Source organism: Tianweitania aestuarii (assembly GCF_018457165.1).
Classification (GTDB): Bacteria; Pseudomonadota; Alphaproteobacteria; order Rhizobiales; family Rhizobiaceae; genus Tianweitania; species Tianweitania aestuarii.
On sequence record NZ_JAFMNX010000004.1, the window covers coordinates 88,582 to 111,940 of the forward strand.

At 62.4% G+C, this 23,359-nt stretch carries 21 protein-coding genes; 12 read left to right on the forward strand and 9 right to left on the reverse strand.

The genetic code is table 11. From position 1 onward, the window contains the following. Positions 1-16 precede the first annotated feature (16 nt). The 6 genes from JYU29_RS15150 to JYU29_RS15175 all read right to left on the reverse strand — a co-directional run bounded on the left by JYU29_RS15150 (position 17) and on the right by JYU29_RS15175 (position 6,807). Positions 17-1,216, reverse strand: coding sequence for an acyl-CoA dehydrogenase family protein (locus JYU29_RS15150; protein WP_213985690.1), 1,200 nt, complete (start codon positions 1,214-1,216; stop codon positions 17-19). Positions 1,217-1,219: 3 nt separating this feature from the next. Next, positions 1,220-2,062, reverse strand: a complete 843-nt coding sequence (locus tag JYU29_RS15155; protein ID WP_213985857.1) for an enoyl-CoA hydratase family protein — start codon at positions 2,060-2,062, stop codon at positions 1,220-1,222. Between the two features lie 68 nt (positions 2,063-2,130). Beyond that, complete coding sequence (locus JYU29_RS15160; protein WP_213985691.1) at positions 2,131-2,904, reverse strand: SDR family NAD(P)-dependent oxidoreductase; 774 nt, start codon at positions 2,902-2,904, stop codon at positions 2,131-2,133. Next, on the reverse strand, positions 2,901-5,219 hold the full coding sequence (locus JYU29_RS15165; RefSeq protein WP_213985692.1) for a bifunctional salicylyl-CoA 5-hydroxylase/oxidoreductase: 2,319 nt from the start codon (positions 5,217-5,219) through the stop codon (positions 2,901-2,903). Before JYU29_RS15165 ends, JYU29_RS15160 begins: the two co-directional genes overlap by 4 nt. A gap of 143 nt (positions 5,220-5,362) precedes the next feature. Next, complete coding sequence (locus JYU29_RS15170; protein ID WP_213985693.1) at positions 5,363-5,881, reverse strand: MarR family winged helix-turn-helix transcriptional regulator; 519 nt, start codon at positions 5,879-5,881, stop codon at positions 5,363-5,365. A gap of 98 nt (positions 5,882-5,979) precedes the next feature. Then, complete coding sequence (locus tag JYU29_RS15175) at positions 5,980-6,807, reverse strand: alpha/beta hydrolase (protein ID WP_213985694.1); 828 nt, start codon at positions 6,805-6,807, stop codon at positions 5,980-5,982. A 199-nt stretch (positions 6,808-7,006) separates the two neighbouring features. Between JYU29_RS15175 and JYU29_RS15180 the strand changes: the two genes are divergently transcribed. The 3 genes from JYU29_RS15180 to kynA are packed head-to-tail and all read left to right on the forward strand — an operon-like array spanning position 7,007 to position 10,655. Next, positions 7,007-8,626: a benzoate-CoA ligase family protein gene (locus JYU29_RS15180; protein WP_213985695.1), complete on the forward strand. Its 1,620-nt coding sequence runs from the start codon at positions 7,007-7,009 to the stop codon at positions 8,624-8,626. A gap of 2 nt (positions 8,627-8,628) precedes the next feature. Further along, positions 8,629-9,822 (forward strand): kynureninase, encoded by a 1,194-nt coding sequence (kynU, locus tag JYU29_RS15185; RefSeq protein WP_213985696.1) that lies wholly within the window; start codon positions 8,629-8,631, stop codon positions 9,820-9,822. Then, entirely contained in the window at positions 9,819-10,655 is an 837-nt protein-coding gene (gene kynA, locus JYU29_RS15190) for a tryptophan 2,3-dioxygenase (protein WP_213985697.1), read from the forward strand. The genes kynU and kynA overlap by 4 nt, the downstream gene beginning before the upstream one ends. Positions 10,656-10,665: 10 nt before the next feature. Here kynA and JYU29_RS15195 read toward each other — a convergent pair whose 3' ends face one another. Continuing rightward, entirely contained in the window at positions 10,666-11,700 is a 1,035-nt protein-coding gene (locus JYU29_RS15195) for a class I SAM-dependent methyltransferase (RefSeq protein WP_213985698.1), read from the reverse strand. A gap of 299 nt (positions 11,701-11,999) precedes the next feature. Here JYU29_RS15195 and JYU29_RS15200 point away from each other — a divergent pair, with 299 nt between their 5' ends. After that, positions 12,000-13,997, forward strand: coding sequence for a putative bifunctional diguanylate cyclase/phosphodiesterase (locus tag JYU29_RS15200; protein WP_213985699.1), 1,998 nt, complete (start codon positions 12,000-12,002; stop codon positions 13,995-13,997). Positions 13,998-13,999: 2 nt separating this feature from the next. Here the strand turns inward: JYU29_RS15200 and JYU29_RS15205 are convergent, their stop codons facing one another. Beyond that, positions 14,000-14,920, reverse strand: coding sequence for a LysR substrate-binding domain-containing protein (locus tag JYU29_RS15205; protein WP_284144933.1), 921 nt, complete (start codon positions 14,918-14,920; stop codon positions 14,000-14,002). Between the two features lie 174 nt (positions 14,921-15,094). Between JYU29_RS15205 and JYU29_RS15210 the strand changes: the two genes are divergently transcribed. The 8 genes from JYU29_RS15210 to JYU29_RS15245 all read left to right on the forward strand — a co-directional run bounded on the left by JYU29_RS15210 (position 15,095) and on the right by JYU29_RS15245 (position 21,476). Further along, complete coding sequence (locus JYU29_RS15210; protein ID WP_284144934.1) at positions 15,095-15,790, forward strand: ABC transporter permease; 696 nt, start codon at positions 15,095-15,097, stop codon at positions 15,788-15,790. After that, positions 15,790-16,521, forward strand: coding sequence for an ABC transporter permease (locus JYU29_RS15215; protein ID WP_213985701.1), 732 nt, complete (start codon positions 15,790-15,792; stop codon positions 16,519-16,521). Before JYU29_RS15210 ends, JYU29_RS15215 begins: the two co-directional genes overlap by 1 nt. Next, positions 16,514-17,293 (forward strand): ABC transporter ATP-binding protein, encoded by a 780-nt coding sequence (locus tag JYU29_RS15220; protein WP_347879912.1) that lies wholly within the window; start codon positions 16,514-16,516, stop codon positions 17,291-17,293. Before JYU29_RS15215 ends, JYU29_RS15220 begins: the two co-directional genes overlap by 8 nt. Positions 17,294-17,334: 41 nt before the next feature. Next, a complete protein-coding gene (locus JYU29_RS15225; protein ID WP_213985703.1) occupies positions 17,335-18,171 on the forward strand; it encodes a transporter substrate-binding domain-containing protein in 837 nt (278 codons plus the stop codon). 66 nt (positions 18,172-18,237) lie between these two features. Next, on the forward strand, positions 18,238-19,359 hold the full coding sequence (locus tag JYU29_RS15230; protein ID WP_213985704.1) for an NAD(P)/FAD-dependent oxidoreductase: 1,122 nt from the start codon (positions 18,238-18,240) through the stop codon (positions 19,357-19,359). After that, on the forward strand, positions 19,340-19,642 hold the full coding sequence (locus tag JYU29_RS15235) for a (2Fe-2S)-binding protein (RefSeq protein ID WP_213985705.1): 303 nt from the start codon (positions 19,340-19,342) through the stop codon (positions 19,640-19,642). The genes JYU29_RS15230 and JYU29_RS15235 overlap by 20 nt, the downstream gene beginning before the upstream one ends. Then, positions 19,642-21,135, forward strand: coding sequence for an FAD-dependent oxidoreductase (locus JYU29_RS15240; RefSeq protein ID WP_250157505.1), 1,494 nt, complete (start codon positions 19,642-19,644; stop codon positions 21,133-21,135). The genes JYU29_RS15235 and JYU29_RS15240 overlap by 1 nt, the downstream gene beginning before the upstream one ends. After that, positions 21,132-21,476, forward strand: a complete 345-nt coding sequence (locus tag JYU29_RS15245; protein WP_213985706.1) for a RidA family protein — start codon at positions 21,132-21,134, stop codon at positions 21,474-21,476. The genes JYU29_RS15240 and JYU29_RS15245 overlap by 4 nt, the downstream gene beginning before the upstream one ends. Positions 21,477-21,538: 62 nt before the next feature. On the opposite strand, the gene JYU29_RS15250 is transcribed toward JYU29_RS15245, so the two are convergent. Beyond that, the gene (locus JYU29_RS15250) at positions 21,539-23,359 is read right to left on the reverse strand and encodes an ABC transporter ATP-binding protein (RefSeq protein WP_213985707.1); all 1,821 of its coding nucleotides are present in this window, start codon (positions 23,357-23,359) and stop codon (positions 21,539-21,541) included.

Sequence of the window (23,359 nt, forward strand, 5' to 3'; positions counted from 1 at the left end):
CCTTGTCGGCCAAAGGTCATGTGCGCGCGGCCTTCATCAATTCGCGCCCGATGATCAGTTTCTGGACCTCGGTCGCTCCTTCATAGATGCGAAGCGCGCGGATCTCGCGGTAAAGCCGCTCGGTGATTTCACCGACGCGCACGCCGCGTCCGCCGAAAAGCTGCAAGGCCTGATCGATCACCCATTGGGCGTTCTCTGTTGCGGTCAGCTTGGCCATGGCCGCTTCCCGCGTCGTCGGCAGCTTCTGCACGTCGCGCTTCCAGGCGGTGCGGATCGTCAGCAGCGATGCGGCGTCGATCGCCGTCGCCATGTCGCCCAATGTGCTTTGTGCCGTCGGCAGATCGCCCAATGTCGCGTCAAACATCTTGCGCGACGCGGCATGTGCCACCGCTTCGTCCAGGGCGCGGCGGGCGAAGCCAAGTGCTGCCGCGGCAACGGAGGGGCGGAAAATATCAAGCGTGCGCATGGCGATCTTGAAGCCCTCGCCGGGCGCGCCGAGCATCTGGGACGCGGGAACGCGGCAGTTTTCGAAGCGGATGCGCGCAAGAGGATGCGGCGCAATGGTCTCGAGGCGCTCGGCAATCACGAAGCCGGGCGTGTCGGCAAACACGACAAAGGCGGAGATGCCGCGCGTGCCCGGCGCTTCACCGGTGCGGGCAAAGACGGTATAAACGTCAGCGATACCGCCATTCGAGATCCAGATCTTCTCGCCGTTGAGCACGTAGTCGTCTCCGTCGCGCTCGGCCGTTGTCGCCATGGCCGCGACATCGGAACCGGCGTCCGGTTCCGTCAGCGCGAAACCCGAGATCAAGTCGCCCTTGGCTATCCGTGGCAGCACGCGGTTCTTCACGTCATCCGAGCCCGAAAGGCTGATCGCCCCCGTGCCGAGCCCCTGCATGGCAAAGGCAAAATCGGCGAGGCCATCGGCATAAGCCAGCGTTTCGCGCATCACGCACAAGGCGCGGCTGTCGATCACTTCGGATGCGCCGCCGAACGCCGCGGGCACGCAATGGCGCAGGAACCCACCGTCGCCGAGCCGCTTCACCAGCGCCTTGCAGGCAGCATCGGCGTCGCCGTGGTCGATCGCGCCGAGGCCGCCCGCCGCAATGAACCTGTCCAGCTGCGCGGCGAGTTCGTGATGCTCCGGACCAAAGAAGGGCCAGTCCAGATGGTCGCGCGTCGGCGCGCCTGCCGCGCTATGGGATTGATCCGCCATGGCTCAGTTGCCCTCGAAGGCCGGCTTGGTTTTCCCGGCAAAGGCTTCGAAAGCGCGGCGGAAATCGCCCGTGGCCATGCAGATCGCCTGCGCCTGCGCTTCCGATTCCAGCATCTCATCGATGCCCATCGACCATTCCTGATCGAGCATCTTCTTGGTCATGGAATGAGCGAACCAGGGGCCGTCGGCCAGCATCCCGGCGAAACGCTGTGCTTCGCCAAGAAGTGCGTCGCGCTCATGCAAGGCGTTATAGAACCCCCAAGCGTGCCCTTCGGCAGCGTCAATAACCCGTCCCGTAAACAGGAGTTCGGCCGCACGTCCCTGGCCGATGATGCGCGGAAGAATGCCGCAAGCACCCATATCTGCCCCGGCCAGACCGACGCGGGTGAAAAGGAAAGCGGTCTTGGCTTCCGGTGTTGCCAGGCGATAGTCCGAAGCCATCGCCAGGATCGCGCCGGCGCCTGCGCAGATGCCGTCTACCGCCGCGATCACTGGCTGCGGGCAGGCGCGGATCTGGCGCACGAGATCGCCCGTCATGCGCGTGAAGGCGAGAAGATCCGGCATCTTCATTTTGGTCAGCGGTTCTATGATGTCGAACACATCGCCGCCCGAGGAAAAGTTGTTGTCGGCTCCGCGCAGAACCACGACACGCACGTCGCTTGCCCTATGCAGCGAACGAAAGAGGTCGCCGAGTTCCTCATAGCTTTCAAAGGTAAGCGGGTTCTTCTTCTCGGGACGGTTGAGCGTGATCGTGGCCACGCGGCCGTCCTCGCTCGTTTCAAACAGAAAGTGGCTGGCCTTGTGGTCCTTGAACGGACGCTGCTTGTTCTGCATCGCGTTGGTCATCATTGTCCTCCCTCGCAGGGCTGCATCGACCGCATCACCATGCGGTCCGGCGCCCTTGTTCTTGATGTTCAGCCGGCCATCACTTCGCCGCCGGCCACCGCAATCGCCTGCCCGGTGATCGACCCTGCATCGGGCGACACCAGCCACATCACGGTATGCGCCACCTCTTCCGGCGTCACCAATCGCCCCTGCGGATTGCTGCGCGCGAGGCTGGCGCGGGCTTCATCGGCCGTGCGGCCGGTCTTGCCGGTAATCACGTCGATTGCGCCATCGAGAAGCGGCGTGTCGGTAAAGCCGGGGCAGACCGCATTCACCGTCACATCCGTTTTCGCGAGCTCCAGCGCCAGCGCACGGGTCAGTCCGAGCACGCCATGCTTGGAGGCGCAGTAGGCCGAAACATATGGATAGCCGGTCATGCCGGCCGTCGAGGCGATGTTTACGATGCGTCCGTGGCCGGCCTGCTTGAGCGAAGGCAGAGCGGCTTGCGTGGTGAGAAAGGTGCCGGTGAGATTGATGCCGAGCACACGGTTCCAGAGATCCACACCGGTCTTCTCGAACGGTGCCGATGGTGCTTCGCCGGCGCAGTTGATGAGCACGGCGATCGGTCCTGCGTCGGTCACCGCACGCGAAACACCGGTCTGCACGGCGGCCTCGTCCGTGACGTCGAACCCATCAAGCACGAAGCTGCCACCGCCGTTTGCCGCGATCTCCGCTGACACCGCGTGAAGCGGTTCAGCTCGACGGCCCGCTAGGGTTACCGAACAACCCGCTTCCGCGAGCTTGAGCGCAATGACCCTGCCGATTCCGCTACCGGCGCCGGTGACGAAGGCATGGCGGCTCACCGCTTAGCCTCGGCTGCCGCGCGCTGCAGGTTGGTGACATATTGTGCTCGGCCGGAATGATACTGCTTGGGCCATTGCTGGCCTTCGAACCCGATCTTGGCCGCTTCATGCAGAACAAAGGCGGGATCGGCCAGATGCGGCCGCGCCACCGCGCAAAGATCCGCGCGGCCCGCCGCGATGATCGAATTGGCATGATCGGCTTCTGAAATCGCACCCACCGCGATGGTCGGCACATCGATCTCGTTGCGGATCTTGTCGGAAAACGGCGTCTGGAACAGACGGCCATAAACCGGCTTCTCCTCGCTCACCACCTGACCCGACGAGCAGTCGATCATGTCGGCACCGGCATCCTTGAACATCCGTGCAAACACCGCGGCGTCTGCCGGCGTGTTGCCGCCTTCATACCAGTCATGCGCCGACAAGCGCACGGAGATCGGCTTCGTTTCCGGCCAAGCCGCTTTGACAGCCTTGAACACTTCGAGCGGGAAACGGGCACGGTTTTCCGCGCTGCCGCCATATTCGTCATCGCGCTTGTTGGTCAGCGGCGACAGGAAGCTCGACAGGAGATAGCCGTGCGCGGCATGCAGCTCCAGCATGTCGAAACCGGCTCGCGCCGCGCGTTCCGTGGCGGACACGAAGTCGGCCACGACCCGATCCATATCCTCGCGCGTCATGGCGCGGGGCGTGTGGGATGCCGCCTTGTAGGGCAGGGCGGATGCTGAGATCAGGTCCCAGCCGCCTTCATCCACCGGCTGGTCCATGCCTTCCCAGGCAAGCTTGGTTGAACCCTTTCGCCCGGCATGGCCGAGTTGGATGCCGATCTTGGCGGGCGTCTTCGTGTGAACGAAATCAGCAAGCCGCTTCAGCGCAGCACCCTGTTCGTCGTTCCACAGCCCGAGGCAACCGGGCGTGATGCGTCCATCCGGCGAAACGCAGGTCATTTCGGGGAAGATCAACGCCGCGCCGCCCATGGCACGCGAACCGAGATGCACGAGGTGGAAGTCGTCAGCCAGGCCGTCGGTGGCCGAATACATCGCCATCGGCGACATCACGATGCGGTTGTGCAGCGTCAGATCCTTGATGGAATAAGGTGTAAACATCGGCGGCGGAACAGCGCCGTTCGCAGCGGGTTCGACACCGGCGCGTTCGGCAAACCAGCGTTCATAGCCTTCCAGCCAGACAGGATCGCGCAGCCGCAGGTTCTCGTGGCTGATGCGCTGCGAGCGCGTCAGCATGGAATACATGAACTGCTCCGGCTCGAAGTGGTCGGCATAGCGCTCGCCGACGACCTCAAACCATTCCATCGCGTTGCGCGCGGCATTCTGGATACGCGCGACATCCACACGCCGGATGTCTTCGTAGGCATCCAGTACGGCCGGGATCTTGTCGGCCTCATGGCCAGCAATATCGAACTGGCGCGTTAGTTCGATCGCATCGTCCAAAGCCAGTTTGGTGCCGGAGCCAATTGCGAAATGCGCGGTATGGGCGCTGTCGCCGACCAGAACCACATGGCTGTTGCCGTTATAATGGCTCCAGCGATCGCAGATCAGCCGGTTGAAGTTGAGCCAGGCGGACCCCTGCAGATGGCGGGCATTGCTCATCAGGCTGTGGCCTTCGAGCGTTTCTTCGAACACGCCTTCGCAGAACGCAATCGACTCGTCTTGGCTCATTTCGCCGAGGCCGTGCTTCTTGAACGTATCTTCGGTTGTTTCAACGATGAAGGTCGAGGTGTTCTCATCGAAGCGGTAGACATGCGCCTGGAACCAGCCATGCTCCGTGCGGCGGAAGTCGAAGGTGAAGGCATCGTAGCGCTTGTTGGTGCCGAGCCAGATAAAGCGGTTCGGCCGCACGAGCATGTCGGGCTTGAAGACCTCGGCATACTTCCGCCGGATCTTGGAATTCACGCCATCTGCGGCGATGATCAGGTCGGCGTCCGGGAACTCGGCGTCGGATTCGACCTCGCGCTCGAACTGCAGCTCCACGCCAAGCTCGAGGCAGCGATCCTGCAGGATGTTCAGCATCTTCTTGCGGCCAATGCCGACAAAGCCGTGGCCTGTGGTGCGGATGCGCCGACCCTTAAACAGAAGCTCGATGTCGTCCCAGTGATTGAAGCTGTCTTCGATCACCTGCGCCGTTTGCGGATCCCATTGGCGCATCGACTGCATGGTGGCGTCGGAAAAAACGATGCCCCAGCCGAACGTGTCGAACGGCTTGTTGCGCTCGACCACGGTGATCTGATGCGCTGGATGCTGCCGCTTCATCAGCAGCGCAAAATAAAGGCCGGCTGCTCCACCGCCGATGCAAACGATACGCATAGGTTCTCTTCCTTCGTTGAGCGCCGCCCGAGGCGGACCATCCAAGGCACCGCGAGGGTGGACCGCTTCGAAAGAAGTTTCAAGCTTAAAGTTTCTGCCTGTGGGTGAATGTTGCCGAGCTTTCTGGCTAGCGGCTCACACACCTAGCGTTCCTGCGTCAAACCCCGCCGCACGGAAATCTTGAGCTTGGCGAGCGCGGCTAGAAGCATGTCCCGTTCCTCAGCTGATACGCCTGAAAACAGGTTGTTCAGCCAGGCGCGATGGCGTTCTGCCATGTCACCAAAGGCGCTGCGTCCAAAGGGCGTCAGCGAGATGATCTGCACGCGCCGGTCGGACGGGGAGGTGGTGCGTGTGATGTGGCCGCTTTCCACCAGCCGCTCCACAAGCGCCGTCAGATTGCCTGCCGACACCATCATCCGCTTGGAGATCTCGCCGAGCACCATCCCGTTTTCCGCGCGCTCGAGCTGAGCCAGCAGATCGAAACGCGGCAGCGTGAAGTCGAACTCCTCGCGCAATCCGCGCCGGATTTCGGTCTCGATCAGGGTCGTGCAGGTCAGCAAGCGAAGCCACAGATGGGTTTCGTCGCCGTGATTGCCGGGCGCATCGGCGATCTGCGTTTCGCCATCCAGCCAGGGATCCGTGTTGAACTGATCAGCGCTCACTTCGCTTGTTTCCCCTGCCACATGCCCGATATGCCGTGCCCTCGAAAGGCATAATGCCAGCGCGGCATTACCCGTTCAAACCAATCGAGATCAACCGCTCAGCCGATCAGCGCTTCCGTCAGGGGATGATGCGGATCGGCGAGACCGTCGATGACGGTGAAATGGTGTCGGTCCGGTTCGCAAACATATGCCATACGGGCACCGAGCCCGACCCAGATATTGGCGAGCAGTTCGGATTGCCGCAGAAACTCGGCGCGTTCGTTGCCGCCGACCCAGCAGGTCACGCGTGCGCCTTCCATCGGCGCCAGAAGAACAGGGCTCTCGCTGGCGGCTTCTGCTTCGTCGAGCCGCCAGGCTTCGTTCATCTGCGTGCGCATCAGAGGCCGCAGATCATGCAGGCCGGAGATCGGAACGGTATGCGCGATGCGTTGCTGCAGCGCGGGCGACAAGGGCGATGACGCGCTCACCATGCGCGCAACGAGATGCCCCCCGGCAGAATGACCGGTCAGCCTGATTGGACCCGAGACAAGCTCGGCAGCATGGCTGATCGCGGCTCCGATCTCGCGGGTAATGCCGGCAATGCTGTTCGTCGGGCACAGCGTGTAGGAGGGCATGGCGACCGCAAAGCCATGCGCCAGCGGGCCTGCCGCCAGATGCGACCAGTAGCTCTTGTCGAGTGCACGCCAGTATCCGCCATGCACGAAAACCACGAGGCTCACCGGCTCGCCTTCCGGCATGAACAGGTCGAGCCGGTTTCGCTCACCCGAACCATAGGCAATGTCGAGCTTCGCCCGCCCGGCCTGTTCCAGGTCGCGGCGAAAGTTGGCGGCCGGCTCCACCCAGGCGTTCGGCCAGCGATCGCCGGACGCGATGTTGGGACCGTTGGCATAAGCGTCGTCCCAATCCTCGATATGGCGGAAGATCATGCTTGCTGCTCCGGTTCCTGGCTCGGTTGACGCCGATCCTACCCAAATGAAGTTGGTCCGCAATCGAAAAACTATATGCTTGAAGTATCTCGAACAGCGTGCCACGCTCCCCTGATCGCCGATCCGCCGCGAGCACGAGTGCGTGCTCATACAAGAAGCGGACGGCACGCTTGGACAATCCAGCTCGGGAACTGCTGTGATGCTTGGAGTTTCGGCTCATACTGACACATTTACGCGCGACAATCTTCCATCAATGGAGGACTGGCCGCAGCTTCTGCTTGATGGGTACGATTATCCGGACCGCCTCAATGTGGGCGTCGAACTCACCGATCGTCTGGTGGAACGCGGCCTTGGCAATCGCACGGCTTTGATCGGCAACGGTCGCCGGCGCACCTACAAGGAACTGTCCGACTGGACGAACCGTCTGGCCCACGCGTTGGTTGAAGACTTCGGCGTTCAGCCCGGCAACCGCATCCTGATCCGCTCGGCCAACAATCCGGCCATGGTCGCCTGCTGGCTGGCGGCAACCAAGGCGGGCGCCGTGGTGGTCAACACCATGCCCATGCTGCGCGCCGGCGAACTGTCCAAGATCGTCGACAAGGCCGAGATCTCGCTGGCCTTGTGCGACACGCGGTTGATGGAAGAGATGGAGGCCTGTGCGTCCGACAGCACCTTCCTCAAGCGCGTTGTCGGCTTCGACGGCACGGCCAATCACGATGCAGAGCTCGACCGCGCGGCCCTCGACAAGCCTGTGGATTTCAACGCCGTGCAAACGAGCAGCGACGATGTCGCGCTGCTCGGCTTCACTTCCGGCACCACCGGCGTGCCGAAAGCCACGATGCACTTTCACCGCGATATCCTGATCATCGCCGACGGCTATGCCAGGGAAGTGCTGGGCGTCACGCCTGACGACGTGTTTGTCGGCTCGCCCCCGCTCGCCTTCACCTTCGGACTTGGTGGGCTCGCGGTGTTTCCGCTGCGCTTCGGAGCGGCCGCGACCTTGCTCGAAAGTGCGACGCCGCCCAACATGATGGCGATCATCGAGAAATACAAAGCAACCATCAGCTTCACTGCGCCAACGGCCTATCGCGCCATGCTGAAGGGCATGGAAGACGGTGCCGACCTGTCTTCGCTGCGCGTTGCCGTTTCTGCCGGCGAAACCCTGCCGGCACCCATCTTCGAGGAATGGCAGCGTAAAACCGGCAAGCCGATGCTGGACGGGATCGGCTCGACCGAGATGCTCCACATCTTCATCACCAATCGTCTCGACGACAATGCGCCGGGCTCCACCGGCCGGCCCGTCGGCGGCTACGAGGCGCGCATTGTCGATGACGAGATGAACGAACTGCCGCGCGGCAGCATCGGGCGTCTGGCCGTGCGCGGCCCCACCGGATGTCGCTATCTCGCCGACGACCGCCAGCACGAATATGTCCGCGATGGCTGGAACCTGACGGGCGACACCTTCATCCAGGACGAGGAAGGGCGTTTCCATTTCGCCGCCCGATCCGACGACATGATCGTGTCGGCCGGCTACAACATCGCCGGTCCGGAAGTCGAAGCGGCCCTTCTTGCGCATGAGCATGTGCTGGAATGCGCGGTCATCGGTGCTACCGACCGCGACCGCGGCGAGATCGTGGAAGCTTATGTGGTGCTCGCGAGCGGGGTCGATGCCGGCGAGCAGACGGCCAAACTGTTGCAGGATCACGTGAAGGCGACGATTGCGCCTTACAAATATCCGCGCTCTGTGAAATTCGTGGAGACCCTGCCGAAGACCCAGACCGGCAAGATCCAGAGATTCCTGTTGCGCCAACAAGGCTGACGATGACCGACTTCACCACCACGCGGACCCTGTTCCACCTGCCCGACGGAGTGATCTATCTCGACGGCAATTCGCTCGGACCGCTGCCGGTGGCTGCAACAAAGCGGGTGAGCCAGACGCTCGAAGCGGAATGGGGCGAGATGCTGATCCGCGGCTGGAATGCCGCCGGCTGGATGGAACAGCCCGCGCGCGTGGGCGATAGGATCGCACCCCTGATCGGAGCTGAGCCAGGCACCGTCGTGATGGGCGACACGCTTTCGATCAAGGTTTATCAGGCTTTGTCAGCCGCGCTGGATCTCAATCCGGAGCGCAAGATCGTTTTATCCGACAACGGCAACTTTCCGTCCGACCTTTACATCGCCCAAGGCCTGCTGCACTCGCGTGGATCAGGCCATGAGCTGAAGGTCGTGGACCCGGAAACCGTTGAAGCTGCCATCGACGAGACTGTCGCCGTTTTGATGCTGACGCAGGTGGACTACCGCACTGGCCGGCTCCACGACATGAAGGCGCTGACCGCGAAGGCACATGCGGCCGGCGTCATCACTGTGTGGGATCTCGCCCATTCCGCCGGCGCCCTGCCGGTGGAACTCGCGGACGCCGGGGCCGACTTCGCCGTCGGCTGCACCTACAAATATCTCAATGGCGGACCCGGCGCGCCGGCCTTCATCTATGTCGCGCCCCGCCATGCCGATATGGCTCGCCCGAGCCTGTCGGGCTGGATGGGCCACGAAGCGCCCTTTGCCTTTGATCTCGATTATCGTGCCGGGTCGGGCATCGAGCGCATGCGCGTCGGCACGCCGCCGGTGCTCGCGCTCGCTTCCCTCGAAGCCGCGCTCGATGCCTGGGAGGGCGTCGACATGGGCGATCTGCGCGCTGCCTCAATTGCCTTGTCGGAAGGTTTCATTGAGCAGGTCGAAGCGCGATGCTCGGATCTGACCCTCGCCTCGCCACGCGACCCGAACGGGCGCGGCAGCCAGGTGTCGTTCCGCCATGCCGAAGGCTACGCGATCATGCAGGCGCTCATTGCGCGTGGGGTGATCGGCGATTTTCGCGCGCCCGACATCCTGCGCTTCGGCTTCACGCCCCTGTACCTCTCGCAGGGCGATGTTTCCCGCGCCGTTAATATCTTGGCCGAGATCATGGCCGATCGTCTTTGGGACAAGGCGGAATACCGCAAAAAGGCCCGCGTCACATGAGCCGGCCCTATGATCCCCGTGAAGAAGGGGCTCAAATGTCGTTCAAGGACCGGATGGCCTATGGCGACTATCTCGATCTCGAACGCATCCTGAACGCGCAGACGCCGCTGTCCTCCGCGCATGATGAGATGCTGTTCATCATCCAGCATCAGACATCCGAACTGTGGATGAAGCTCGCGATCCACGAATTGCGCTCCGCTATTCTGGCGATACGTGAAGACCGGCTACAACCGGCCTTCAAGATGCTGACGCGGGTCGCCCGCATCTTCGAGCAGCTCAACAGTGCCTGGGACGTACTGCGCACCATGACGCCCAGCGAATACAGCCATTTTCGCGACGCGCTCGGCCAGTCCTCGGGCTTCCAGTCTCATCAGTATCGCGCCATCGAGTTCCTCGCTGGAAACCGCAATCTGGCGATGCTTAATCCGCACAGCCACCGTCCGGCCGTGCTTGCTGGCCTCGAAGACATCCTCGCGGCGCCGAGCCTTTACGATGAAGCGCTGCTTCTGCTTCACCGCAACGGTTTCGACATCGGCGAAGACGCCATGCGCTCCAATTGGCGCCATGCGCGCTCGGAGAACCCCAAGGTGCTGGACGCCTGGAAGGTGATCTACGCCGACGAGCAGAAACACTGGACCCTCTACGAACTCGCCGAAAAGCTCGTCGACTTCGAAGACTACTTCCGCCGCTGGCGCTTCAACCACGTCACCACTGTTGAGCGCGTCATCGGGCTCAAGCGCGGCACGGGCGGCACCGGCGGTGTGTCTTATCTCCGCCGCATGCTCGACGTCGTGCTGTTTCCTGAACTCTGGAACGTCAGAACGATGTTATAGTTCGGCCGCTTCAGTCGTTCTTGCGGATCGTCGCGTAAACGATGTTGCGGTTGTCGCCATGATAGACGTGTGCATCCACCGTGTTGCGGTCGACGCTGGCATTGATGATGTCCCACATCTCTTCTTCCGAGCGCAGCAGCAGCGACCAGTTCATGAAGGTTTCCATGAAGCCGTCGTCCGGAATGCCCGCGGCGAAGTTGGCAAACAGGAACGTGCCCTTGGGCTTCAGCATCTGCATGCATTTCTTCGTCAGCCGTATGGCCACCTTGCGCGGCAGATAGTCGTAGAGGCCAGCGGCATAAACGAAGTCGAACTGGCCGAGCTCGTAAGTATCCGTCAGCAAACCTGCAACCGATCCATCCATCGGCTCGACGGCTGTTCCCGCAAAATCGCGCATCATCGACCCGACGCTGAGCGGGTCTTGATCGAGCGCCACCCAGCGCGCGAGCTGGCCGTTTCGAAGGGCAGCGGAACTGTTGGCTTCACGCAGATGGCCGGCAGCGATCGTCAGCACTTCCGCGCCGCCACCCAACGTTTCGCCGACTTCATCCACATAGGTCGTCAGCAGATCGCGCCGCTCGCGAACGGCAGCCGATGACTGCGACGCGCTGGTGATCTGGTACAGGGTTTGTCCCACAGGGGAGGCGGCGGTAATGGCATCCTGCGCGGACGGATGACGATAGATGAAATCGAGCAACTGCGCATCGCCCGAATAGCCGCGCGGCTTCTCGAATGACCAGCGCGTGAACGGATCCTGCATCATGAACGCTGAAACGGCATGATCCTGCACGACAGGAACCAGGCTTTCCCACACTTGCGGGCTCACCTGGCTGCGGATCTGATGGAGATCCTGGTTGATGCGCATCGTGGCTTGTTCGAGATCAACACCGGTTGAAAAGCGCAGTTCTGTCAGCTGCAGCATCAGTGCTAGCTGAGCGCGCGCGTTATCGGCTGCGATGCGGTGCTCGGAAGCGGCTGTCCTCAGTTCGGCGGCGACGGTATCGGGGGTAATGAGGCTCATGCCGTCGAACACAATCTGGCTCATCCGCCACTCCGATTTAACTTATGTTAACCTTAATCATCGGTTAACATTTTCACTCGGATGCGACTAGATCGTTTTATTAAGCAGGTCCTAAAACTTTAGGTGCAGACGCGGCTTTCCCGGGATAGTTGTCGCCGATTATCGGACGGTTGGAGACAATTGGATCGAACCGTTAAAGCGCTCGGAAAGGAGCTAAGTCTATCAATGGGTACGGCTTGCTTGGGGCAGGGAAGTGCTCGGCGGGATGATCATCCCGACCATGATCTGCTCGGCCGCGCCAACAACAGGTTTCGCTCGCAACCATGATCGACCAACGCCTGCCAGCACTCATCGAAGCCGCGCTGCTGAAGAAGCCGCGCGCCACCCTGCCAAAGGTGCTGGATGGTCTCTACCAGAGCGAAAGCGATGATGCGCGCCGCAGAATAGCCCGGCATGGCATCTGGCTGTCGTTCATCATGTATCTTCTTTTTTCCGTCACCGACGCCGTGCTTATTCCGGATGTGGCGCCTTATTCCATCACCGCCCGTGTTCTGGTGGGCTTGATCATCCTGCCAGTTTTCGAAGTGCAGTATCACCGGCACCAGAGCTCAAGCGCTCTCGACCTGACATGCGCCGTCGCGCTCGTGGTCGCCTATCTTGCCTGGCTGTTCACCTCGCTGCAGACCCAGTATGTCGAGAACTTCTCCTACTACATGTTCTACGGCTGCATCTTCATGATGGGCGCGAACCTGTTCTTCAGCTTCAAGTTCTCCTTGTCCGTCATGTCGTCGACGGCGATCCTGATCAGTGTGCTGACTGCGCTTTACCTTCTTCCCGGAAGCACGACCTACCGGGTGACCCTCGCCACCTTCTATCTGTCCTGTTTTGCTTTCACGACCTACGTCAACTGGAAGCTCAACAAGGAGCGCTTCAGCGTCTTCCTCAACTCCATGAAAGCGCGCTTCCAGCAAACCGAAGCCGTGCAGCGTGGCGAAGCCCTGTTGAAGCTGTCACGGACCGACGCCCTGACCGGCGTCGCCAACCGCCGTGCAGTGGATGAGAAACTGCGCGACTTCTGGGACGATTGGCAGATGCTCGGCATGAGCTTTTCGGCCATCTTGGTGGATGTCGACTTCTTCAAGAAGTTCAACGATTTTTACGGCCATCAGGAAGGCGATCATTGTTTGCGCCTCGTGGCCGATGCGCTCAGCGACGTGATCAACAAGCATCACGGCTTCATGGGCCGCTATGGTGGCGAGGAGTTCATCATCCTGGCGCCCACCAACACGCAGGAAGAAGTCACGAGCCTCGCTGAAGAGATCCGCCTGGCCGTTGAACGGCTCGGGGTCAAGCACGAGCTGCGCCGTGACGGCATTACAGATGTGACCGTCAGCGTCGGTGCCGCCCTTGTGCGGCCGCGCTCCGACAACAAGGTCGAACGGATCATCCACGAAGCCGATCGGGCGCTTTATAACGCCAAAGCGAGCGGCCGGAACTGCACGCGGGTGTTTGATCCCAACGATCCCGCCAACAGCGACGAAACCGAAAATATTGCAGCCCTTCTGCGGGTTGCAACGCGCGATAGGCTGGTGTCGCTGGTGTACCAGCCCATCCAGCACACCGCATCGGGCGAAACGGAGGCCGTCGAAGCCCTGATGCGCCTTCGGATGCTTGATGGCACGTTGATCCTTCCCAGCCAATTCATCCCGGTAGCCGAGCGCACGGGCGCAATCCTCGATCTTGGCCTTTGGGCGATCCGCACCGTGTGCCAGGATCTCCTGGTGGATGGCCATGTCTCGCTGGTCAGCGTCAATGTTTCGCCGATCCAGCTGAAGGCGCCTGGCTTTGCAGCCAGCGTTGCCGCGATTCTCGATGAACACGGCGTCAGCGGCAGCAAGCTTGCCTTCGAGATCACCGAAGGCCTGGATATGGAGATGCATTCGGATGTTCTGCGCTGCATCGCCGACCTGAAGCGCCTCGGCGTTCGCATCTGGCTGGACGATTTCGGCACCGGCTTTGCCGGCCTGTCCTGGCTGCGTCTGATCGACTTCGACACGGTCAAGATCGATCGCTCCTTCCTGCATGACAGCCACACGTCGCGGGGCAAGGCGATGCTGCGCGACATCGTCGGCCTCGTGCGCAACCGCGGCCATTCCGTGCTGATCGAGGGCGTCGAAACCGACGAACACGTCGCCGTCGTGCAGGAGCTTGCGATCGACAAGGTGCAGGGGTTCCATGTCGGCCGCCCTGTGTCGGCAAAGCAGTTCCAGGGCCGGTTTCCCATCGACCCCCATCTGCACAGATATCTCAGACCGGCCTGAACTCAGCCTTCGTGTGACGCAAAGCGCACTAGCCGGCGGTCGTCCACAGATGCGTCATGGAACATGACGAACTCGCGCATGAAGCGGTCGACGATGTCTGAACGTGTGCGATTGGCCGGCTGGATCGCAAGAAAGCCGGCATCGATGAAAAGGCCGAAGCGGCGCACCGCAACACCCCTGTCTATGAACTCGCTGGCGGATGTCGGATCAATGATCGCAATGCCCGCGCCTTCGCTGACGAGCGACAGGGCCGTGTGCGACAGCCGCGTTTCTACGATCGACAACCGTTGCACCCCGGCCAGCGCCACTTCCACCCGCATGGCAAACACCGTGCCGGGCTCGAGGCTGATCATCCGCTGACCGCGAAGATCGGCCGGTTGGATCACGGCCTTTTCTGCCAGCGGATGATGCTGCGGCATGGCGACCACGGCCGGTATGGAATGCGGTTCGATGATGAAGCCCGGTCGATCGAGCGGACCATCGGCATAACCGATCTCGGCCTGTCCCGCCGCCACCGCCTCGATCACCAGCGAAGACGGCAAACCGCTCAACGAGGCCTGCAGGTTCGGCTTGTCTTCCAAAAACCGCGCCAGGAAGCGCGCAAGCACACCGTTCGCTAGTGCCGGCATGGCCGCGATCCGCAACGTTCCCGCCGCCTGGCGCGCGATCTCCTTGGCGAGGCTTGCGATATGATTGAGGCCCACAAAGGCGCGGTCGACCTCCTTCCAAAGCGTCAGCGCTTCCTGCGTCGGAATGATCTGGTTGCCGCGCCGTTCAAACAGCCGCAGCTTCGTGGCATGCTCCAGGTCGCGGATGAGGCGGCTGACGGCAGGCTGCGTCACCGACATCAGCTCGGCCGCCGTTGTCATCTGCCCGGTCATCATGACGGCCCGGAACGCCTCCACCTGTCTCAGGTTCATCATCGTCTTAGCATAACATCTGCTTATTCTTACGTCCTCAGAACGAATTTGACGGAATGCAGACGCGTTGACAATCTTGTGCCTTCAAATACCAGCCCGCAAAACGAGCGTTGGATCAAAAACGCGTGCCGAACACGCGCGGGAACGAGAGGCTGAAAGTTGGACTACTTGCAGCTCATGGGCTTTGGGCCCAATGGCTGGGGCTATGGCATGCTCGCGGCCACCGGCATGACGGTCGCGGTGGCACTGTGTGGTTACCTCATCGGCTCCGTTCTGGGCTCGCTTGGAGCCGCCGCCGCGTTTTCACGCTTCATGCCGTTGCGAGCGATTGCGGGTTTTTACACCACCGTTCTGCGCGGCATCCCCGATCTTCTTGTGATCTATCTCTTCTACTTCGGTTCAAGCTCGGTGATCTCGGCCGTAGGCGCCTTGTTCGGGGCTGAGGGGTTCGTTGGCGCGCCTGCCTTCCTGACCGGCGCGATGGCGATCGGCGTTGTGTCCGGCGCTTATCAGATGCAGGTCTTTCGCGGTGCGGTTCTGGCGCTTCCCAAGGGCGAGATCGAGGCGGCCCGCGCTTACGGCATGCCGTCCTTTCTCCTGTTTCGCCGCATCATCTTGCCGCAAGCCGCGCGCTTCGCCATTCCCGGCATGGGCAATGTCTGGCAGCTCGTGTTGAAGGAATCGGCGCTGATTTCGGTGATTGGCCTGGTCGAGATCATGCGCCAGTCGCAGATCGGCGCCGGCTCTACCCGCCAGCCCTTTAGCTTCTACCTCACCGCCGGCGCGCTTTATCTCCTGATCACCTTCGTGTCGGGCCGCGGCTTCCGTTTGGCGGAACGGCGCGCCATGCGCGGCGTGCGGAGGGCTGCGTGATGGTCATCGACTTTCCGTTTCTGTGGGAAAGCTTCACCACGCTTCTGAACGGCGTTCCGCTGACACTCCAGCTGACGGCTCTATCCGTGGTCACTGGCGCCGTGCTGGCTGTGCTGCTCGCACTGATGCGGGTGTCGAACAGATGGTGGCTCGACCTTCCCGCGCAAGCCTACATCTTCGTTTTTCGCGGCACGCCGCTGCTGGTCCAGATCTACATCATCTATTACGGCCTCAGCCAGTTTCCCGAACTGCGCCACAGCATTCTCTGGCCATTTCTGCGCCAGGCCTACTGGTGCGCAGCACTCGCACTTGCGCTCAACACGGCAGCCTACAGCGCCGAGATCATTCGCGGCGGGCTCCTGTCTGTGCCGGCCGGACAGATCGAGGCGGCGCGCGCAACCGGCATGTCCGGCTTTCTGCTGATGCGCCGCATCATCTTTCCGCAGGCTTTGCGCCAGATGCTGCCGGGCTACAGCAACGAAATCATCCTGATGGTGAAGTCGACTGCGCTCGCGTCCACCGTCACGCTGATGGAAGTCACCGGCATCGCCGCGAAACTGATCTCGCAGAGCTATCGCCCGATCGAGGTCTTCATCTGCGCCGGTGCGATCTACCTCGCCATCAACTTCATCGTCGTCCGCGCCTTTGCCGCACTTGAATATGCGCTGTCGCCGGAGCGTCGTCCCGCGCCCGCTTCAACAGCCGACCAGCCGGAGAAAGCCCGTGCCTGATCCCGCAAAGACACCCGCCGTCCAGTTGTCGAATATCCGCAAGAGCTATGGCGAGCACGAGGTGCTGCATGGCGTTTCGCTGACCGCCAATGAAGGCGACGTCATCTCCATCCTGGGCTCGTCCGGCTCAGGCAAGTCGACGCTTCTGCGCTGCATCAACATGCTGGAAGTGCCCAATGCCGGCAGCGTGTCGATCCACGGCGAGGCCATCACGCTCGACCAGAAGCCCGGCCAGCCGCCGCGCGCCCGCGACATGAGACAGGTCAACCGTCTGCGCGCCAAGGCCGCCATGGTGTTCCAGTCCTTCAACCTCTGGTCTCACCTGACGATCCTCGAAAACCTGATCGAGGCCCCGGTCTATGTCCTCAAGCGCGACCGCAAGGAGGCGATTGCCGAGGCCGAAGCGCTGCTCGCCCGCGTTGGCATTGCCGAAAAGCGCCACGCCTACCCCGCGCATCTCTCAGGCGGCCAGCAGCAGCGCGCGGCAATCGCCCGCGCATTGGCGATGCATCCGAGCGTCATGCTGTTCGACGAACCGACCTCGGCGCTCGATCCCGAACTCGTCGGTGAAGTCCTCAAGGTCATGCGCGATCTTGCAGCCGAAGGCCGCACGATGCTCATCGTGACCCATGAGATGGGCTTTGCGCGCGATGTCTCCACCCGCACCGTCTTCCTCCACAACGGCGTGATCGAGGAAGAAGGCGCTCCCGCCGAAGTGTTCGAGAACCCGCGTTCCGACCGCTTCCGGCAATTCATTTCACGCGACCACTGAGGCAGTGCCTGTCGCGCAAGACCATCAACAGAGGTGAACACATGTATCTGAAATCCGTTTTCGCAGCCGCTCTGCTATTCACTGCCGCAGGCCAGGCGTCTGCGCAGGAAAAGACCATCACCATCGCCACCGAAGGCGCTTATGCACCCTGGAACTTCACGGGTCCGAGCGGCGAGTTGCAGGGCTTCGAGATCGACCTTGCCAAGGTTCTTTGCGAGCGCATGAAGGTGAAATGCGAGATCGTTGCCCAGAACTGGGACGGCATCATTCCTTCGCTCAACGCCAAGAAGTACGACGCGATCATGGCTGGCATGAGCGTCACGCCTGCGCGCAAGGAAGTCATCGCCTTCTCCGATCCCTATGCCGCCGGCCTCAACGCCTTTGCCGTGCTGAGCGATGGTCCGCTCGCCGACATGCCGGGAACGGGCGAGACCTATTCGCTGGACAGCCAGGAAGCAGAAGCCAACGCGAAGATCGAAGAGATCGCGGCGCTGCTCAAGGGCAAGATCGTCGGCGTTCAGGGCTCCACCACCGCGTCCTCCTTTATGGAGAGCAACTTCAAGGACGGCGTTGATCTGCGCGAATACAAGACCACGGAAGAGCACAATCTCGACCTCACCAGCGGCCGCCTCGATGCCGTTCTGGCAAACGCTACGGTGCTGGCCGAAGCGCTCGGCAAGCCCGACATGGCGGATGCCAAGATTTCCGGCCCGATCTTTTCCGGCGGCGTGTTCGGCTTCATCGCGGTTGGTCTGCGCAAGGATGACACCGAGCTGAAGGCGCAGTTCGACGAGGCAATTAAGGCCGCAACAGCCGACGGCACGATCAAGGACCTTTCCATGAAGTGGTTCAAGGTCGATGTCAGCCCGCGCGGCTGATCCGACCTGACCCGACCGGTGCGGTTTCTGATGGGGCCGCACCACCTTATCCCTTCCGGACATCTGATGACCGCATCTTCCATCGACATGGTTGTGATCGGCGGCGGCCTTGTCGGCTCCACGCTGGCATGGGGCCTGGCGCGTGCCGGCTTGCAGGTCACCGTTCTCGACGGGACGGATCTCGATCCGCGGGCATCGCGCGCCAATTTCGCGCTGGTCTGGGTGCAGGGCAAAGGCGTCGGCGCACCCGCCTATGCGCTTTGGTCCAAGGCTTCCGCCGAACGCTGGCCGCAGCTCGCCGCAGCCCTGTTCGACGACACTGGCATCGACGTGTCCTTGAACCAGAATGGCGGCTTTTCCTTCGCGCTCGATCAGGACGAGCTCGATACCTGGCAGGCCGAGATGCAGGCCATCGTCCGCGAAACCAACGGGCGCGCCGCACCCTTTGCTGTGCTCAACGGCACTGAGACCCGCGAACGTCTGCCCTTCGTCGGCCGCGACGTGGTCGGCTCGATCTATTCACCGCTCGATGGTCATGTAAACGCGCTGCGCTTGTATCGCGCCCTTCACACGGGCATGAAGCAACGCGGCGTCGATTACCGCGCCGGCTACGCTGTCGAGCGCATCGAGCCAGTGTCTGATGGCTTCCGCTTGATTGGTCCCAAAGGCGTGCTGGTTGCCAAGCGCATCGTGCTGGCGGCCGGGCTCGACAACACCCGTCTGGCCGAGATGGTCGGCCTTCACGCCCCCATGAAGCGCAGCAAGGGCCAGATCCTTGTGACGGAGAAATGCGCGCCCTTCTTCGATCACACCTCCGCCACCCTGCGCCAGACCGACGAGGGCGGCGTGATGATCGGCGACAGCGAAGAAACGCACACTTCCGCCCATGCCACCAACCAGGACATCAGCGCCGTGCTCGCCAATCGCGCCGTGCGCACCTTTCCGCTTTTGGGCGACCTCAACATCGTGCGCTCCTGGACCGGCCAACGCGTGAAGTCGCTGGATGGTTTGCCGATCTACGAACAATCCACCACCCACCCCGGGGCTTTCGTTGCCGTGTGCCATTCCGGCGTCACGCTTGCCGCCAACCACGCGCTGGTTGTTGCGCCCCAGATCGCGGCCGGTGCCTTGTCGCATGGTCTGTCAGCTTTCGGATCGCAGAGGTTTCATGCTTCGCAGACTGTGTGAGATCACCGATCCGGTCCGCTTCTCCTTCGACAATCGCCCGATCACCGCCGAGCGCGGCGATACGCTCGCGGCTGCGTTGCTTGCGAGCGGCGTAGAGACGTTCCGCCATTCGGTGGTCGGCGATCAGCCGCGCGCGCCGTATTGCCTGATGGGCGTATGCTTCGAATGCCTCGTCACCGTTGATGGCGTCCAGAACCAGCAAAGCTGCCTCATGGAAGCCCGCGACGGCATGGTGGTGGAAAGCCGGCGCGGCGGCCGCCAGGTTCTGCAGGGCCAATCCTGATGCGCAGGATCACCGTCGCGGCCGAGCTCGCGGACCATTACGACATCGCGATCATCGGAGCAGGGCCAGCCGGCATGTCGGCGGCCGTGGAAGCCTCCCTTGCCGGTGCAACCGTTCTCGTGGTGGACGAAAACACCGCGCCCGGCGGACAAATCTACCGCGCCGTGACGCGCCATTCGCGCGGGCATGACGACGTGCTCGGCGCGGATTACTGGAAGGGCGCAAGCATCGCCGACCCCTTCATGGCCGCAACGATCGACTTTGCTTCAAGCACAACCGTGTGGAGCCTCGATCCCGCCGAAGAACCATCGGCTCACGCCACCATAGGCCTGACGCTGGCGGGTTCGGCTCGCCGTGTGGAAGCCCGTGCCGTCATCCTCGCCACTGGCGCCATGGAGCGCCCGATGCCCGTGCCCGGCTGGACGCTGCCAGGCGTCATGACGGCCGGTGCAGCCCAGATCGCGCTGAAGTCGATCGCCGCCATTCCCGAAGGTCCTACCGTGCTGGCTGGCTGCGGCCCGCTTTTGTATCTGCTTGCGTCCCAGCTGCTTAAGGCCGGCGCGGACATCACCGCCGTGCTGGACACAGCGGATGCCGGACAGCGCCTGAGAGCGCTGCCGCACCTGCCAGCTTTCCTTGGTTCGCCCTATTTTGCCAAGGGTTTGCGCCTGCTTGTTGATGTGCGGCGTCAAACCCGGGTCATCTCCGGCATCACCGATCTCGCCATCGACGGCGACGCACATGCGCAATCCGTCACCTTTCGCCGCGGCCGCCGCTCCGAAACGCTTCCCGTCCGAACCGTTCTCCTGCATCAGGGCGTGATCCCCAGCATCAATCTTGCCAGCAGCGCCGACTGTGCCATCCGCTGGAACGAACACCAGCGCGCCTTTCAGCCGGAAATCGACCATCTCGGCCGCTTGTCGGTGCCCGGCCTGTTCGCCGCCGGCGACGGTGCCGGCATTGGCGGCGCCGATCACGCCGCGGTTGAAGGCCGTATCGCCGCACTTGGCGCGCTGTCCGACCTCGGCCTGATCACGCAGGGGGAGGCGGAAACCCGACTTGCTCCGTTGAAGCAGGAGCGGCGCCGTTATCGTCGTGGCCGTGCCTTTCTCGACATCCTGTATCGACCCGCCCAGCAGTTCCTCAGCCCTCCGGACGACGCGACGATCATCTGTCGGTGCGAAGAAGTGCGGGCAGGGCAGTTGCGGCAGGTGATCGAACTCGGCGTGCCCGGCCCGAACCAGCTGAAAACCTTTATCCGCTGCGGCATGGGCCCGTGTCAGGGCCGTCTCTGCGCTTCCACCGTCACGGAGATGATGGCCGAACAACGCGGCGTCAGCCCGGCTGAGATCGGCACCTACCGTCTGCGCGCGCCCATCAAGCCGGTGCGCCTGTCGGAACTCGCGGCCCTGCCGCAGACCGAAGACGCGGTGTTCGCCGTCACCGGCCGCCGGCCAGAACCATCAACGAACCCGAAAGGACCAAACTTATGACCAATCGCCACCTCCAGACCCCGATCATGCACCGCGTCGTGGAGCATAGCGGCCTCGTTTTCGTCGGCGGCACGACCTGTGATGACGAAAGCCTGGACATGGCAGGCCAGACGAAGGAAATCCTCGCCAAGCTCGACACCTATCTCGCGCAGGCCGGCTCGGATAAGACCAAGCTTCTGTCGGCCACGATCTTCATCACCGACATGAACCTGAAGCCGGAGATGGACAAGGTCTGGAAGGAATGGCTGTCGCCCGACACCTTCCCGACCCGCGCAACTGTCGGCGTCGCCGATCTCGGCGGCACCACGCTGGTTGAAATCGTGGTCACGGCCCACAAGTAAACCGCAGCGCTGCCGTTTTGCCGGTGCTGTCATCGGCAAAACGGCGCGCTTGGCTTTTCGGATCAGGCGGCCTTCTCGACCGCCTGCATCTGCACGAAGTGACCCGCGCTGATTTCCTGGTACTGGCGCGCAGCCGGAGCATAGCCGGCATCGTGATACGGGCTGCGGATCTCGTCCGTGGAGATGGTGCGCGCCCGTCGCCGCGTCGGATCGGCGATCGGCACCGCCGACATCAGCTTGCGCGTATAAGGATGCTGCGGGTTCTCGAACACCGCCTGGCGTGGACCGATCTCCACGATCTCGCCGAGATACATCACCGCCACGCGATGGCTGATGCGCTCCACCACCGCCATGTCATGGCTGATGAAGAGATAGCCCAGTCCAAGCTGTTCCTGCAGGTCGAGCATCAGGTTGATCACCTGCGCCTTGATCGAAACATCCAGCGCCGACACGGATTCGTCGGCAACGATCAGCTTCGGATCGAGCGCCAGAGCACGCGCGATACACACGCGCTGGCGTTGTCCGCCTGAAAACTCGTGCGGGAAGCGATCCGCCATGGCTTGCGACAGACCGACCTGTTCGAGCAGCGCACCCACTCGCTGCTGCGCATCGCTGCGCTTCACCAGCCCATGCGTAATCATCGGCTCGGCGATCGCATCGCCCACCCGCATGCGCGGATTGAGGCTTTCGAACGGATCCTGGAAGATCATCTGCGCATCGCGGCGGATGTCCGCCAGCTCCGACTTCGACGCACTCGCCACATCGCGACCGCTGATCGACACAGAACCGGAGGTCAGCTCCGTCAATCGGATGATCGAACGCCCCGTGGTCGATTTGCCGCAGCCGGATTCACCCACAAGCGACAGGGTCTCGCCCTTGCGCACCTCGAACGACACGTCTTCCACCGCGTGAATGTTGCCCACCGTGCGCTGCAGGAGCCCCTTGCGCACGGGAAAGCGCGTGACGAGGTGCTCGACTTGCAGGATCGGCGCTTCCTCGGCGCGCACCGTGTCGGCGGTCTGCTTCACCGGCTGTGCTTCGCCGGTACGCATATCCACGATCGGGAAGCGCAGCGGACGCGGTTCGCCGGCCATCGAACCCAGTTGCGGCACGGCCGAAAGAAGCGCGCGCGTATAGGGATGCGCGGCGTCGCGGAAGATGCGCTTCGTCGTGTCGGCCTCAACGATGTCGCCGCGATACATGACGACGGTTCGGTCGGAGATCTCAGCCACCACGCCCATGTCATGGGTGATGAAGAGAACCGACATGCCTTCTTCCTGCTGCAGCGTCTTGATCAGTTCCAGGATCTGCGCCTGGATTGTCACGTCGAGCGCAGTTGTCGGCTCGTCGGCGATCAGAAGCTTCGGCTCACAGGCGAGCGCAATGGCGATCACCACGCGCTGGCGCATGCCGCCCGAAAAGCTCAGCGGATATTCGTTCAACCGCGCTTCGGCCGACGGGATCCGCACCCGGTCGAGCAGCCGCACGGCTTCCGCCCGGGCCGCCGCCTGATCCATGCCGCGATGCTGCATCAGCACTTCGGTGATCTGGTTGCCGATCTTGAGAACCGGATTGAGCGAGGTCATCGGCTCCTGGAAGATCATGCCGATGCGATTGCCGCGAATGGTCTGCATCGCCTCCATCGGCAAGGACAGGAGGTCCTGGCCCTCGAACTCGATGCGGCCCGTGGAGCGTGCATTGGGCCCGAGCAGGCGCATGATCGACATGGCCGTAACGCTTTTGCCGGAACCGGATTCACCGACAACCGCCACCGTTTCGCGTTCGGCGATCTCAAACGACACATCGCGGATCACATTGCGCCATTCGCCGCCCACCTTGAAGGCGGTGTTGAGGTCGTCGATGAGAAGGATCGGTCTGGTCAT